Source organism: Bacillus sp. FSL W7-1582, assembly GCF_038593325.1.
Taxonomy (GTDB): Bacteria; Bacillota; Bacilli; order Bacillales; family Bacillaceae; genus Bacillus; species Bacillus altitudinis.
Genome location: NZ_CP151987.1, coordinates 124,960 through 140,499 on the forward strand (window position 1 = coordinate 124,960; position 15,540 = coordinate 140,499).

The following is a 15,540-nucleotide window of genomic DNA, read 5'->3' on the forward strand; positions in this document are numbered from 1 at the left end:
GTTTTTGGATGTGGTTTTCTTATTTTAGAAACCCTTTTTTCTTTTGTCTTGTAAAAGTATTTCTTTACTGACATTTGAAAGACAGAAATACTTTTTACACATATAATACGCATGATTTGAGGGGTGAATCAGTTGACAGGTCAACTAGTTCAGTATGGACGACACCGCCAGCGCAGAAGCTACGCACGCATAAGCGAAGTGTTAGAATTACCAAATCTCATTGAAATTCAAACCTCTTCTTATCAGTGGTTTCTTGATGAGGGTCTTAGAGAGATGTTTCAAGATATATCCCCAATTGAGGATTTTACTGGTAACCTTTCTCTTGAATTCATTGATTACAGCCTAGGGGATCCTAAGTATCCTGTAGCAGAATCAAAAGAACGTGATGTAACTTACTCTGCTCCACTAAGAGTAAAAGTTCGTTTAATTAACAAAGAAACTGGAGAAGTAAAAGACCAAGATGTGTTTATGGGTGATTTCCCAATCATGACAGACACAGGTACTTTTATCATTAATGGTGCGGAACGTGTAATCGTTTCTCAGTTAGTACGTTCTCCAAGTGTATATTTCAGTGGTAAAGTAGACAAAAACGGTAAAAAAGGTTTTACTGCGACTGTCATTCCAAACCGTGGCGCATGGTTAGAATACGAAACTGATGCGAAGGATGTAGTCTATGTACGCATCGATCGCACACGTAAGTTGCCGGTTACGGTTCTTTTGCGTGCTCTCGGCTTCAGCTCTGATCAAGAGATTCTTGACCTCATTGGCGAGAATGAATACTTACGCAACACGTTGGAAAAAGACAATACAGAGAATGCCGATAAAGCACTTCTCGAAATCTACGAGCGTCTTCGTCCCGGAGAGCCGCCAACTGTTGAAAATGCGAAAAGCTTGCTAGACTCTCGCTTCTTTGATCCGAAGAGATATGACTTAGCAAATGTTGGACGCTACAAGATTAATAAGAAGCTTCATATTAAAAATAGACTATTCAATCAAAAATTGGCTGAAACGCTAGTTGATCCTGAAACAGGTGAAATCCTAGCAGAAAAAGGTCAAATTTTAGATAGAAGAGTGCTTGATAAAGTTCTTCCATACTTAGAAAACGGCATCGGATTTAGAAAGCTTTATCCAAACGGTGGCGTAGTAGAGGATGAAGTAGAACTTCAATCTATCAAGATTTATGCACCAACTGATCAAGAAGGCGAGCAAGTGATCAACGTGATTGGTAATGCATATGTAGAGGAAGCTGTGAAGAATATCACGCCTTCTGACATCATTGCTTCAATCAGTTACTTCTTTAACCTGCTTCATGGAGTAGGTGACACAGATGATATCGATCACCTTGGTAACCGTCGTCTGCGTTCTGTAGGTGAACTTCTGCAAAACCAATTCCGTATTGGTTTAAGTAGAATGGAGCGTGTTGTTCGTGAAAGAATGTCGATTCAAGACACGAACACGATCACACCTCAGCAGCTGATCAACATCCGTCCTGTGATCGCTTCTATCAAAGAGTTCTTTGGTAGCTCTCAGCTTTCTCAGTTCATGGATCAAACAAACCCGCTTGCTGAATTGACACACAAACGTCGTCTATCAGCGCTTGGACCGGGTGGTTTGACACGTGAGCGTGCAGGAATGGAAGTTCGTGACGTTCACTATTCTCACTATGGTCGTATGTGTCCGATTGAAACACCAGAGGGTCCAAACATTGGTTTGATCAACTCTCTATCTTCATTTGCGAAAGTGAATCGCTTCGGCTTTATTGAAACACCTTACCGCCGGGTTGACCCTGAAACAGGTAAAGTGACACCTAGAATCGATTACTTAACTGCTGATGAAGAGGATAACTACGTTGTAGCACAAGCGAACGCTATATTAGGTGAAGATGGTTCGTTTATCGATGATAATATCATTGCTCGTTTTAGAGGGGAAAACACAGTTGTCCCTCGAAACCGCGTTGACTACATGGATGTTTCGCCAAAGCAGGTTGTTTCTGCGGCGACAGCATGTATCCCATTCTTAGAAAACGATGACTCTAACCGTGCTCTAATGGGAGCAAACATGCAACGTCAGGCTGTGCCTTTGATGCAGCCGGAATCACCGATTGTTGGTACAGGTATGGAGTATGTATCAGGTAAAGACTCTGGTGCTGCTGTGATCTGCCGTTACCCAGGTGTTGTAGAACGTGTTGAAGCGAAGAATATTTGGGTTCGCCGTTATGAAGACGTTGACGGACAACAAGTCAAAGGAAACCTAGACAAATACAGCTTGCTGAAATTTGTCCGCTCTAACCAAGGGACTTGCTACAACCAGCGCCCAATTGTAAGTGTTGGAGATGAAGTCGTCAAAGGAGAAATTCTTGCAGACGGTCCTTCTATGGAAAAAGGTGAATTGGCTCTAGGACGTAACGTCATGGTCGGCTTCATGACTTGGGACGGTTACAACTATGAGGATGCGATCATTATGAGTGAGCGCCTTGTAAAAGATGACGTCTACACTTCTATTCATATTGAAGAATATGAATCAGAAGCTCGTGATACAAAGCTTGGACCAGAAGAAATTACACGTGATATTCCAAACGTTGGGGAAGATGCTTTACGCAACCTTGACGAGCGTGGAATCATCCGTATTGGTGCAGAAGTAAAAGACGGAGACCTTCTTGTCGGGAAAGTAACGCCTAAAGGTGTAACAGAACTAACAGCTGAAGAACGTCTATTACATGCAATCTTCGGTGAAAAGGCTCGTGAAGTACGTGATACGTCTCTACGTGTACCACACGGCGGCGGCGGAATCATCCACGATGTCAAAGTCTTTAACCGTGAAGATGGAGATGAATTACCACCAGGTGTTAACCAGTTAGTTCGCGTATACATCGTTCAGAAGCGTAAAATTTCTGAAGGTGACAAAATGGCCGGACGACATGGTAACAAAGGGGTTATCTCTAAAATCCTTCCAGAAGAAGATATGCCGTATCTTCCAGACGGAACACCGATTGATATCATGTTAAACCCTCTAGGGGTACCATCTCGTATGAATATCGGTCAGGTACTTGAGCTTCATATGGGTATGGCTGCACGTTACCTAGGCATCCACATTGCGTCACCAGTATTTGATGGTGCTCGTGAGGAAGATGTTTGGGAAACGCTTGAAGAAGCAGGTATGTCCCGTGATGCGAAAACAGTCCTTTATGATGGTCGAACTGGTGAACCATTCGACAACCGTGTATCTGTTGGAATCATGTATATGATCAAACTGGCTCACATGGTTGACGATAAACTTCACGCACGTTCAACTGGACCATACTCACTTGTTACGCAGCAGCCACTGGGCGGTAAAGCACAGTTTGGTGGACAGCGTTTCGGAGAGATGGAAGTATGGGCACTTGAAGCTTACGGTGCAGCATATACACTTCAAGAAATCTTAACTGTAAAATCGGATGACGTTGTGGGTCGTGTGAAAACATACGAAGCGATCGTCAAAGGGGATAACGTACCTGAACCAGGTGTCCCTGAATCATTCAAAGTATTAATTAAAGAACTTCAAAGTTTAGGTATGGATGTGAAAATTCTATCTGGCGATGAAGAAGAGATAGAAATGAGAGATTTAGAAGACGATGAGGAAACGAAGAAAGCAGACGGATTAGCGTTATCTAATGACGAAGATGCTGCAGACCTCGCACCTGTCGATCTTGAACGTGACGCAGTCACAAAAGAATAGCAGAAACGATTAGAGCAAGTGACTAGGGTATAACCCGAAGATTAAAAGGGAGGTAGGCCCCTTGCTAGATGTGAACAATTTTGAGTATATGAACATCGGTCTCGCATCACCTGATAAAATCCGTTCTTGGTCTTTTGGTGAAGTGAAAAAGCCTGAAACGATTAACTATCGTACACTGAAACCGGAAAAAGATGGTCTCTTTTGTGAACGTATCTTCGGACCGCAAAAAGACTGGGAATGTCATTGTGGAAAGTATAAACGCGTTCGTTATAAGGGTGTTGTATGTGACCGTTGTGGTGTAGAAGTAACACGGGCAAAAGTCCGTCGTGAGAGAATGGGGCATATCGAACTGGCTGCCCCAGTTTCCCACATTTGGTATTTCAAAGGTATCCCAAGCCGTATGGGTCTTGTTCTAGATATGTCACCACGTGCGTTAGAAGAAGTGATTTACTTCGCTTCTTACGTCGTGACTGATCCGGGCAACACACCGCTTGAGAAGAAACAACTTCTTTCTGAGAAAGAATTCCGTGCTTATTTAGATAAATACGGTAACACCTTCCAAGCAGCTATGGGTGCAGAAGCAATTAACAAACTTCTTCAAGATATCGATCTTGTGAAAGAAGTAGATACACTCAAAGAAGAGCTAAAAACAGCTCAAGGACAGCGTCGTACACGTGCGATCAAACGCCTTGAAGTGTTGGAAGCTTTCCGTAACTCAGGAAACAAACCGTCTTGGATGATCCTTGATGTACTTCCGGTTATTCCACCAGAATTACGTCCAATGGTTCAGCTTGATGGCGGACGTTTTGCTACTTCTGACTTGAACGACCTTTATCGTCGTGTCATCAACCGTAACAATCGTCTGAAACGTTTATTAGATCTTGGCGCGCCAAGCATCATCGTTCAGAACGAGAAGCGTATGCTTCAAGAAGCTGTCGATGCCTTGATTGATAATGGACGTAGAGGCCGACCAGTAACAGGACCAGGAAATAGACCATTGAAATCTCTTTCTCACATGCTGAAAGGGAAACAAGGGCGTTTCCGTCAAAACTTGCTTGGTAAACGTGTTGACTATTCTGGACGTTCCGTTATCGTCGTTGGACCACATTTGAAAATGTATCAGTGTGGACTTCCGAAAGAAATGGCTCTTGAACTATTCAAACCATTCGTGATGAAGGAGCTTGTTGAAAAAGGATTAGCTCACAACATTAAGAGTGCGAAACGTAAGATTGAGCGCGTGCAGCCGGAAGTTTGGGATGTTTTAGAATCAGTGATTCGTGAGCATCCAGTCTTACTAAACCGTGCACCAACTCTTCACAGACTTGGTATTCAAGCGTTTGAACCTACACTTGTGGAAGGACGCGCAATTCGTCTGCATCCACTTGTATGTACTGCCTACAACGCTGACTTTGATGGTGACCAAATGGCGGTTCACGTACCATTATCTGCTGAAGCTCAAGCTGAAGCTCGTATCTTAATGCTTGCTGCTCAAAACATTTTGAACCCGAAAGATGGAAAACCTGTTGTTACGCCATCTCAGGATATGGTGCTAGGTAACTACTACCTTACACTTGAGCGTAAAGGTGCTATCGGAGAAGGTATGGTCTTCAAAGATACGAATGAAGCCCTTCTAGCTTATCAAAATGGGTATGTGCATCTTCATACACGTGTAGCTGTTGCAGCTAACTCGTTGAAGAATGTGACATTCACTGATGAACAGCGTTCTAAATTGTTGATTACAACAGTTGGAAAACTAATCTTTAACGAAATCTTACCGGAATCATTCCCATACATGAATGAACCGACTAAGAGCAATATTGAAGAAAAAACGCCTGACCGCTTCTTCCTTGAAAAAGGTGAAGATGTCAAAGCTGCGATCGAGAAACAAGAAATCAATGCGCCGTTCAAAAAAGGTATTTTAGGTAAAATCATTGCGGAAATCTTTAAGAGATTCCATATCACTGAGACATCTAAAATGCTTGACCGCATGAAAAATCTTGGTTTCAAATACTCTACTAAAGCGGGTATTACGGTTGGGGTGTCTGATATCGTCGTATTAGATGATAAACAGAAGATCCTCGAAGAAGCACAAGCAAAAGTAGATAACGTCATGAAGCAATTCAGACGTGGTTTGATTACTGAAGAAGAGCGTTATGAGAGAGTCATTTCGATCTGGAGTTCTTCTAAAGATGTCATCCAAGGTAAACTGATGAAGTCCCTTGATGAAGTCAACCCTATCTACATGATGAGTGACTCTGGAGCGCGTGGTAACGCATCTAACTTCACTCAGCTGGCTGGTATGCGTGGTCTGATGGCCAACCCGGCTGGACGTATCATTGAACTTCCGATTAAATCTAGTTTCCGTGAAGGTTTAACAGTATTGGAATACTTTATTTCCACTCACGGAGCGCGTAAAGGTCTTGCCGATACAGCTCTTAAAACAGCTGACTCAGGTTACCTCACGCGTCGTCTCGTTGACGTTGCACAGGATGTTATCATCCGTGAAACAGATTGCGGTACAGACCGTGGAATCTTGGCGAAGTCCATTAAAGAAGGAAATGAAATTATTGAGAAACTTGAAGAACGTCTGATTGGACGTTTTGCAAGAAAACCAATTGTTCATCCTGAAACGGGAGAAGTCATTGTTGGCGAAAACGAACTAATTGATGAAGATAAAGCACTTGAAGTAGTTGAAGCAGGAATCGAGGAAGTATGGATCCGTTCTGCATTTACATGTAACACGCCTCATGGTGTATGTAAACGATGCTACGGCCGTAACCTTGCAACTGGTACTGACGTTGAAGTCGGTGAAGCAGTTGGAATCATCGCTGCACAATCGATCGGTGAGCCAGGAACACAGCTTACAATGCGTACGTTCCACACCGGTGGGGTAGCAGGAGACGATATCACTCAAGGTTTACCTCGTATCCAAGAGTTATTTGAAGCGCGTAATCCGAAAGGGCAGGCAACCATTTCTGAAATTGATGGTGTCGTTGCTGAAATTAACGATGTTCGTGACAAGCAACAGGAAATTGTGGTTCAAGGCGAAGTTGAAACTCGCTCTTACACAGCTCCTTACAATGCACGTCTGAAAGTTGTTGAAGGTGACAAAGTCACTCGTGGTCAAGTACTGACAGAAGGTTCAATCGATCCGAAAGAACTTCTTAAAGTAACTGATATGACAGCTGTTCAAGAATATCTGCTTCATGAAGTACAAAAAGTATACCGTATGCAAGGGGTAGAAATCGGAGATAAGCACGTAGAAGTAATGGTTCGCCAAATGCTTCGTAAAGTGCGTGTCGCTGATGCAGGGGATACAGATGTATTACCAGGCACACTTCTTGATGTACACCAATTCACAGAAGCGAACAAAAAAGTACTATTCGAAGGCAAACGTCCTGCAACAGGCCGTCCAGTTCTTCTTGGTATTACAAAAGCATCGCTTGAAACAGACTCATTCTTGTCTGCAGCATCCTTCCAAGAAACGACTCGTGTCCTAACAGATGCGGCGATCAAAGGAAAACGTGATGAACTGCTTGGCTTGAAAGAGAATGTCATCATCGGTAAACTTGTTCCTGCTGGAACTGGAATGCCAAACTACCGTAAAGTTAAGCCGGTTTCACAAGTGCAGCCGTCTGACGATATGGTTCCTGTAGAGTAATCTTTCTCTTAAGATTTCTATAAAAATCATCAGAAAATGGTGAAGGATGTCAAGATAATCTGTCAAACGATATTGACATCCTTCTGCCATGATGATAATATAACCAAGGTGCTCAAAATAAAACCTGTTACTTTGGAGGATATTCGATGTCTTATGATAAAGTATCACAGGCTCAATCCATTATTATTGGTACGAAGCAAACAGTAAAAGCTCTGAAACGAGATTCAGTGAAGGAAATCGTCGTAGCGAAAGATGCTGATCCTGCTTTAACCGCTAGTGTAATGAAACTAGCGCAAGAGAAGGGTGTAGACATTTTAGTGGTAGATTCCATGAAAAAGCTCGGCAAGGCCTGCGGAATTGAAGTTGGGGCAGCAGCTGTTGCCATTATGTTATAGCGTACTTGTTTTGTTTTTGCATGCTTAAAATGCAAAAACATTGTTTTTTGCCTTTTGATGAACCACCTGGGTATGTGGGTTATAAAAAAAGTAATGAAGGGAGGAATAACAACATGCCTACAATTAATCAGCTAATACGCAAAGGACGCGTGAGTAAAGTTGAAAACTCAAAGTCTCCTGCACTTAACAAAGGATACAACAGTTTCAAAAAAGAGCACACTAACGTAACATCTCCACAGAAGCGCGGGGTTTGTACTCGTGTCGGTACAATGACACCGAAAAAACCAAACTCAGCACTACGTAAATATGCTCGTGTACGTTTGTCTAACCTGATTGAGGTAACAGCTTACATTCCTGGTATCGGACATAACCTACAAGAGCACAGTGTAGTACTTATCCGTGGCGGACGTGTAAAAGACTTACCGGGTGTACGTTACCACATCGTTCGTGGTGCGCTTGATACTGCCGGAGTTGACGGTCGTATGCAAGGACGTTCTAAATACGGAACAAAACGCCCTAAACAAAGCAAATAATATAAACAAACATAAGGGTTTTTAGAAGTTGAGTTCAGATCAGTGGAGTCAGGCAGCTGACAATGAAATTGAGATGAAAGACAGATAGAAATCCTTTTAAAAGAGAAGGGAGGCTATTCAGATGCCACGTAAAGGTCCTGTAGCAAAAAGAGACGTTTTGCCAGATCCAATTTACAATTCTAAACTTGTATCTCGTTTGATCAACAAAATGATGATCGACGGTAAAAGAGGAAAGTCACAAACTATTCTCTACAAGTCATTTGATATCATCAAAGAACGTACTGGTAATGAAGCGATGGAGGTTTTCGAACAAGCCTTGAAAAACATCATGCCAGTTCTTGAAGTTAAAGCACGTCGTGTAGGTGGAGCTAACTACCAAGTTCCTGTAGAAGTTCGCCCAGACCGTCGTACGACTTTAGGTCTTCGCTGGTTAGTAAACTATGCTCGTCTTCGTGGAGAAAAAACGATGGAAGAGCGTCTTGCTAACGAAATCCTTGACGCAGCTAACAACACTGGTGCTGCTGTTAAGAAACGTGAAGATACACACAAAATGGCAGAAGCGAACAAAGCATTCGCTCACTACCGCTGGTAGGATTTATACCAAACTAAAAAAACTATTCCCTAATAAGGAAGGAGAAATTACCCAATGGCAAGAGAGTTCTCCTTAGACAAAACTCGTAATATTGGTATCATGGCTCACATCGATGCCGGTAAAACGACAACGACTGAGCGTATCTTGTACTACACTGGTCGTATCCATAAAATTGGTGAAACTCACGAAGGAGCTTCACAAATGGACTGGATGGAGCAGGAGCAAGAACGTGGTATTACAATCACTTCTGCTGCTACTACAGCACAATGGAAAGGTTACCGTGTAAACATCATTGATACACCAGGACACGTAGACTTCACTGTTGAAGTTGAACGTTCTTTGCGTGTACTTGATGGTGCGGTTGCTGTTCTTGATGCACAATCAGGTGTAGAGCCTCAAACTGAAACAGTTTGGCGCCAAGCAACAACTTACGGAGTACCTCGTATCGTATTCGTTAACAAAATGGATAAAACCGGTGCGGACTTCCTTTACTCTGTAAGCACATTAAGAGATCGTCTTCAAGCGAACGCTCATGCAATTCAATTGCCGATCGGCGCTGAAGATCAATTCGAAGGAATCATCGACCTTGTAGAAAACGTAGCATACTTCTACGAAGATGACCTTGGAACTCGCTCTGATGCACAAGAAATCCCTGCTGAGTATAAAGACAAAGCTGAAGAGCTTCGCAGCAGCTTGATTGAAGCTGTCGCTGAGCTTGATGAAGAGCTTATGGAAAAATACCTTGAGGGTGAAGAAATCACAATTCCTGAATTGAAAGCTGCAATCCGTAAAGGAACTTTGAATGTTGAATTCTACCCAGTTCTTGTTGGATCTGCTTTCAAAAACAAAGGTGTTCAGCTTGTACTTGACGCTGTGCTTGACTACCTTCCTGCACCAACTGATGTTGCTGCAATCAAAGGTACATTGCCAGATACAAATGAAGAGGTTGTACGTGAGTCTACTGATGACGCACCATTCGCAGCTCTTGCATTTAAAGTTATGACTGACCCTTATGTTGGGAAACTAACTTTCTTCCGCGTATACTCTGGAACACTTGATTCTGGTTCTTACGTGAAGAACTCTTCTAAGAACAAGCGTGAGCGTGTTGGACGTATCCTTCAAATGCACGCAAACAGCCGTGAAGAAATCTCTACTGTATATGCAGGGGATATCGCAGCAGCTGTTGGTCTTAAAGATACATCTACTGGTGATACTCTTTGTGACGAGAAAAATCTTGTTATCCTTGAGTCTATGGAATTCCCAGAGCCAGTTATCGATGTAGCTATCGAGCCTAAATCTAAGGCTGACCAAGATAAAATGGGTATCGCTTTAGCTAAACTAGCTGAAGAGGATCCAACTTTCCGTACACAAACAAACACTGAAACTGGTCAAACGATCATCTCTGGTATGGGTGAGCTTCACCTTGATATCATTGTTGACCGTATGAAGCGTGAGTTCAAGGTTGAAGCTAACGTAGGAGCTCCTCAAGTTGCGTACCGTGAAACATTCCGTTCTAGTGCAAAAGTTGAAGGTAAATTCGTACGTCAGTCTGGTGGACGCGGTCAGTTCGGACACGTTTGGATCGAATTCGAACCAAACGAAGAAGGCGCAGGCTTCGAATTCACAAATGCAATCGTCGGTGGGGTTGTTCCACGTGAATACATTCCAGCAATTCAAGCAGGTCTTGAAGATTCATTAGAAAATGGTGTATTAGCTGGATTCCCATTAATCGACATCAAAGCAAAATTATTCGATGGATCTTACCACGATGTTGACTCTAACGAAATGGCGTTTAAAATTGCTGCATCTATGGCATTGAAAAATGCTGTCAGCAAATGTAACCCAGTTCTACTTGAGCCAATGATGAAAGTAGAAGTCGTTATCCCAGAAGAATACATGGGAGACATCATGGGTGATATCACATCTCGTCGTGGACGTGTAGAAGGTATGGAAGCTCGCGGTAACGCTCAAGTTGTTCGCGCTATGGTTCCACTTTCTGAAATGTTCGGATATGCAACTGCACTCCGTTCTAACACACAAGGACGCGGTACTTTCACTATGCACATGGATCACTACGAAGAAGTGCCTAAGAGCATCAGTGAAGAAATCATCAAAAAAAATAAAGGTGAATAATTGATTTTGCCTTTAAACTAAAGTATAACTACTATTGAAGATCAGAAAGTGAGAGGTAACTCTTCACTTTCTATCACTCATACCAAATACAATGAACCTTTAAGGAGGATTTTTAGAATGGCTAAAGAAAAATTCGACCGTTCCAAATCGCATGCTAACATTGGTACAATTGGACACGTTGACCATGGTAAAACAACTCTAACTGCTGCTATCTCAACAGTTCTTCATAAGAAATCTGGTAAAGGTACAGCTATGGCTTATGACCAAATCGATGGTGCTCCAGAAGAGCGCGAGCGTGGAATCACAATCTCAACTGCACACGTTGAGTATGAAACTGAAACTCGTCACTATGCACACGTAGACTGCCCAGGACACGCTGACTATGTTAAAAACATGATCACTGGTGCTGCTCAAATGGACGGCGCGATCTTAGTAGTATCTGCTGCTGATGGTCCAATGCCACAAACACGTGAGCACATCCTACTTTCTCGTAACGTAGGTGTTCCTTACATCGTAGTATTCCTTAACAAATGTGACATGGTTGACGATGAAGAGTTACTTGAACTTGTTGAAATGGAAGTTCGTGACCTTCTTTCTGACTATGACTTCCCTGGTGACGATGTACCAGTTATCAAAGGTTCTGCTCTTAAAGCTCTTGAAGGTGATGCTGATTACGAAGCAAAAATCTTCGAACTTATGGATGCGGTTGATGAGTACATCCCAACTCCAGAGCGTGACACTGAGAAGCCATTCATGATGCCAGTTGAGGACGTATTCTCAATCACTGGTCGTGGAACAGTTGCTACTGGTCGTGTTGAGCGTGGACAAGTTAAAGTCGGTGACGAAGTTGAAATCATCGGTCTTCAAGAAGAAAACGGTAAAACAACTGTTACAGGTGTTGAAATGTTCCGTAAACTTCTTGACTATGCTGAAGCTGGTGACAACATCGGTGCACTACTTCGTGGTGTATCTCGTGAAGATATCCAACGTGGTCAAGTACTTGCTAAACCAGGTACAATCACTCCACATAGCCGTTTCAAAGCTGAAGTTTATGTACTTTCTAAAGAAGAGGGTGGACGTCATACTCCATTCTTCACTAACTACCGTCCGCAGTTCTACTTCCGTACAACTGACGTAACTGGTATCGTACATCTTCCAGAAGGTACTGAAATGGTAATGCCTGGCGATAACACTGAGATGGAAGTTGAACTTATCTCTACTATCGCTATCGAAGAAGGAACTCGTTTCTCTATCCGTGAGGGTGGACGTACTGTAGGTTCTGGCGTCGTTTCTACTATCATTAAGTAATAACAGTTAAAAAGAGACTCCTTGCAAAAGGGTCTCTTTTTTTGCTTTTCCAGTGCATAACGGCTACTATAAGCTATAGAATCTAAATGGAACCGAGAGGATCACTGGAATGGCGAAGACAATGTTGAAAAAGTGGCTGATTGGCGGGCTTGATCAATGGATTATGATAAAAGAAGATCAAGCAAAAAAAACAAAACCTGTTTTATTATTTTTACACGGTGGCCCTGGCTCAGCTCAAATGAGTTATATCGATTCCTTTCATAAGGAACTTGATCAAGACTTCACTGTTGTTCATTGGGACCAGCGCGGTGCAGGACTGTCTTATCAAAAAAACATTCCTGAGTCTTCTATGACCATTGGGCAATTCGTAGAGGATACGATTGAGCTTACAGAAAAACTGCTTTCTTATAATGATCAAACGAAAATATACATTGCGGGTTATTCATGGGGATCATTAATTGCGATACAAGCTGTACATAAACGACCAGATTTGTATCATGCCTATTATGGAATTAGTCAGGTGGTTGATGTATTAAAAGAGGATATTGTATCGTACGAACTTCTTCTAAAAAAATATCAAGGCAAGCATTTCATCACTAGATGTCTAAGATTGCTGACACCACCCCCTTGGAAACGCACCTCTGCTCATGCTTTGTTCTCTCTATACAAAGAGTTCGCAAAAGTAGGGCTCACGCATAGGTGGAAGCCACTTTTTCAAATGCTGTATGCATTTCTTGTTAGTAAGCATTATCAGCTAAAAGATAAGTGGAAATTCCTTATGGGACAGAAGTATAGCCAGGATTTGCTGTGGGACGAGCTAATGAACGAAAGCATTCAATACCGAGTTTCTTCTATATTAATACCCTGCTACTTTATCATCGGGGAACATGACATGATTACACCAGCTGCTGTATCAAAACCATATGTTGATCAACTTACAGCACCAATAAAAGAGTGGTTTACTTTTAAAGAATCTGCGCATTCTCCGCATATTGAAGAGCCAGAAGAATTTATTCGTATCGTCAGGAAGACAGCTACACATCATCTTCAGGGAAAGCTTGATTTATAGGCTGAACCCCTGTATAATATGAAAAGTGTGCAAATCATAAATTTATCCGATTTATTATTGCAACACGCAGGCCAATTTGGTACAATAGTGCATGTTGGTCTTTGACTGCGATGAAGTGAGAGGTTGCTGACACACCCGGCCGCTTTGCCATGGCAAGGTGATCAGGTTTTTCTCACGGAGAACTGTCTAACGTAAGTAGGCGAAAAGGAGGGAAAATAATGGCAAAACAAAAAATTCGTATTCGTTTAAAAGCATATGATCATAGAATTCTTGATCAATCTGCTGAGAAGATTGTTGAAACGGCTAAGCGTTCTGGTGCTAGTGTATCTGGTCCAATCCCGCTTCCAACTGAAAAATCAGTTTACACAATCCTTCGTGCGGTGCATAAGTACAAAGATTCTCGTGAGCAATTCGAGATGCGTACTCACAAACGTCTAATCGACATCGTGAATCCAACTCCGCAAACAGTTGATGCACTTATGCGTTTAGATTTACCATCCGGTGTAGATATCGAAATCAAACTTTAATTCAAATAGAAAACACATATTATAGGAGGTGTGACGAATGACCAAAGGAATCTTAGGTAGAAAAATTGGTATGACGCAAGTATTCGCAGAAAACGGTGATCTTATCCCTGTAACTGTTGTTGAGGCTGCTGCTAACGTTGTTCTTCAGAAGAAGACTACTGACACGGATGGCTATGAAGCAATCCAAATCGGTTTTGACGACAAACGTGAGAAGCTTTCTAACAAACCAGAGAAAGGCCACGTTGCTAAAGCGGAAACTGCTCCTAAGCGCTTCGTAAAAGAATTACGCGGTGTGGAGTTAGATGCGTATGAAGTTGGTCAGGAAGTCAAAGTTGATATTTTCGCAAATGGAGATATCGTAGATGTAACAGGAACATCAAAAGGTAAAGGATTCCAAGGGGCTATCAAACGCCACGGACAATCACGCGGACCAATGACTCACGGTTCACGTTACCACCGTCGTCCTGGTTCAATGGGACCTGTTGATCCAAACCGAGTATTCAAAGGTAAACTTCTTCCAGGACGTATGGGCGGAGAGCAAATCACTGTCCAAAATCTTGAGATCGTTAAAGTTGATGCAGAACGCAATCTTCTTTTGATCAAAGGTAACGTACCAGGAGCTAAAAAATCTCTAGTAACTGTAAAGAGTGCAGTTAAAACTAAATAACTCTCTTAGGAAAGGAGGAAACAAGTCATGCCAAAAGTAGCATTATTTAACCAAAACGGTTCTACTAACGGTGAAATCGAATTAAACGCTTCTGTGTTTGGAATTGAGCCAAACGAAAGCGTAGTATTCGATGCTATTCTTATGCAAAGAGCTTCCTTACGTCAAGGAACTCACAAAGTAAAAACTCGTTCTGAAGTACGTGGCGGAGGTCGCAAACCTTGGAGACAGAAGGGTACAGGTCGTGCTCGTCAAGGTTCTATCCGTTCACCACAATGGCGCGGAGGCGGTATCGTATTCGGTCCAACACCACGCAGCTATTCTTATAAATTACCTAAAAAAGTTCGCCGCTTGGCTATCAAGTCAGTATTGTCTTCTAAAGTAATCGACAACAACATCATCGTTCTTGAAGATCTTACTCTTGATGCAGTGAAAACGAAAGAATTCGCAGGCATCCTTAAAGGGTTATCTGTTGAGAAGAAAGCGTTGATCGTCACTGCGGATGCAAACGAAACAGTTGCTTTATCTGCTCGTAACATCCCTGGAGTAACAGTTGTTGAAGCTAACGGTATCAACGTTCTTGACGTTGTCAACCACGACAAACTTCTGATCACTAAAGCAGCGGTTGAAAAAGTAGAGGAGGGACTTGCATAATGAAAGATCCTCGTGATGTTCTAAAGCGCCCTATCATTACTGAACGTTCTGCTGATCTAATGACAGAGAAGAAGTACACGTTCGAAGTTGATGTCAGAGCTAACAAGACAGAAGTGAAAGACGCTGTTGAAGAGATCTTTGGAGTGAAAGTTGAGAAAGTCAACGTTCAAAACTACAAAGGTAAATCAAAACGCGTTGGACGCTACACTGGTATGACTAGCCGTCGCAGAAAAGCGATCGTGAAATTAACTGCTGACAGCAAAGAAATCGAAATTTTTGAAGCGTAAATC

Annotated in this window: 12 protein-coding genes; all 12 read left to right on the forward strand. The window is 42.4% G+C overall.

What is annotated here, in order from left to right; genetic code table 11:
- Window positions 1-132: 132 nt before the first annotated feature.
- Entirely contained in the window at window positions 133-3,714 is a 3,582-nt protein-coding gene (gene rpoB, locus NSQ11_RS00690; RefSeq protein ID WP_007496297.1) for a DNA-directed RNA polymerase subunit beta, read from the forward strand.
- Window positions 3,715-3,775: 61 nt separating this feature from the next.
- Window positions 3,776-7,375 carry a DNA-directed RNA polymerase subunit beta' gene (gene rpoC / locus NSQ11_RS00695; protein WP_007496298.1) on the forward strand — a complete coding sequence of 1,200 codons (3,600 nt, stop codon included), beginning with the start codon at window positions 3,776-3,778 and terminating at the stop codon, window positions 7,373-7,375.
- 146 nt (window positions 7,376-7,521) lie between these two features.
- Complete coding sequence (locus NSQ11_RS00700) at window positions 7,522-7,770, forward strand: 50S ribosomal protein L7ae-like protein (RefSeq protein ID WP_008345416.1); 249 nt, start codon at window positions 7,522-7,524, stop codon at window positions 7,768-7,770.
- A gap of 113 nt (window positions 7,771-7,883) precedes the next feature.
- On the forward strand, window positions 7,884-8,303 hold the full coding sequence (rpsL, locus tag NSQ11_RS00705; RefSeq protein WP_003216962.1) for a 30S ribosomal protein S12: 420 nt from the start codon (window positions 7,884-7,886) through the stop codon (window positions 8,301-8,303).
- A gap of 121 nt (window positions 8,304-8,424) precedes the next feature.
- Window positions 8,425-8,895 (forward strand): 30S ribosomal protein S7, encoded by a 471-nt coding sequence (gene rpsG / locus NSQ11_RS00710; RefSeq protein ID WP_003216884.1) that lies wholly within the window; start codon window positions 8,425-8,427, stop codon window positions 8,893-8,895.
- A gap of 54 nt (window positions 8,896-8,949) precedes the next feature.
- A complete protein-coding gene (gene fusA, locus NSQ11_RS00715) occupies window positions 8,950-11,028 on the forward strand; it encodes an elongation factor G (RefSeq protein ID WP_007496301.1) in 2,079 nt (692 codons plus the stop codon).
- Between the two features lie 117 nt (window positions 11,029-11,145).
- Complete coding sequence (gene tuf, locus NSQ11_RS00720) at window positions 11,146-12,336, forward strand: elongation factor Tu (RefSeq protein ID WP_007496302.1); 1,191 nt, start codon at window positions 11,146-11,148, stop codon at window positions 12,334-12,336.
- A gap of 109 nt (window positions 12,337-12,445) precedes the next feature.
- Complete coding sequence (locus NSQ11_RS00725; protein WP_342501205.1) at window positions 12,446-13,405, forward strand: alpha/beta hydrolase; 960 nt, start codon at window positions 12,446-12,448, stop codon at window positions 13,403-13,405.
- A gap of 218 nt (window positions 13,406-13,623) precedes the next feature.
- A complete protein-coding gene (gene rpsJ / locus NSQ11_RS00730; RefSeq protein WP_003156464.1) occupies window positions 13,624-13,932 on the forward strand; it encodes a 30S ribosomal protein S10 in 309 nt (102 codons plus the stop codon).
- A gap of 37 nt (window positions 13,933-13,969) precedes the next feature.
- A complete protein-coding gene (gene rplC, locus NSQ11_RS00735; RefSeq protein ID WP_007496311.1) occupies window positions 13,970-14,599 on the forward strand; it encodes a 50S ribosomal protein L3 in 630 nt (209 codons plus the stop codon).
- A gap of 27 nt (window positions 14,600-14,626) precedes the next feature.
- Entirely contained in the window at window positions 14,627-15,250 is a 624-nt protein-coding gene (gene rplD, locus NSQ11_RS00740; RefSeq protein ID WP_007496312.1) for a 50S ribosomal protein L4, read from the forward strand.
- On the forward strand, window positions 15,250-15,537 hold the full coding sequence (gene rplW, locus NSQ11_RS00745) for a 50S ribosomal protein L23 (RefSeq protein WP_003217016.1): 288 nt from the start codon (window positions 15,250-15,252) through the stop codon (window positions 15,535-15,537). Before rplD ends, rplW begins: the two co-directional genes overlap by 1 nt.
- The last annotated feature ends 3 nt before the right edge of the window (window positions 15,538-15,540 follow it).

Excerpts from the sequence above, each read along its gene's own strand:
- NSQ11_RS00700 (WP_008345416.1), top strand. The coding sequence starts at position 7,522 with ATGTCTTATGATAAAGTATCACAGGCTCAATCCATTATTATTGGTACG.
- rpsL (WP_003216962.1), top strand. The coding sequence starts at position 7,884 with ATGCCTACAATTAATCAGCTAATACGCAAAGGACGCGTGAGTAAAGTT.
- rpsG (WP_003216884.1), top strand. The coding sequence starts at position 8,425 with ATGCCACGTAAAGGTCCTGTAGCAAAAAGAGACGTTTTGCCAGATCCA.
- fusA (WP_007496301.1), top strand. The coding sequence starts at position 8,950 with ATGGCAAGAGAGTTCTCCTTAGACAAAACTCGTAATATTGGTATCATG.
- tuf (WP_007496302.1), top strand. The coding sequence starts at position 11,146 with ATGGCTAAAGAAAAATTCGACCGTTCCAAATCGCATGCTAACATTGGT.
- NSQ11_RS00725 (WP_342501205.1), top strand. The coding sequence starts at position 12,446 with ATGGCGAAGACAATGTTGAAAAAGTGGCTGATTGGCGGGCTTGATCAA.
- rpsJ (WP_003156464.1), top strand. The coding sequence starts at position 13,624 with ATGGCAAAACAAAAAATTCGTATTCGTTTAAAAGCATATGATCATAGA.
- rplC (WP_007496311.1), top strand. The coding sequence starts at position 13,970 with ATGACCAAAGGAATCTTAGGTAGAAAAATTGGTATGACGCAAGTATTC.
- rplD (WP_007496312.1), top strand. The coding sequence starts at position 14,627 with ATGCCAAAAGTAGCATTATTTAACCAAAACGGTTCTACTAACGGTGAA.
- rplW (WP_003217016.1), top strand. The coding sequence starts at position 15,250 with ATGAAAGATCCTCGTGATGTTCTAAAGCGCCCTATCATTACTGAACGT.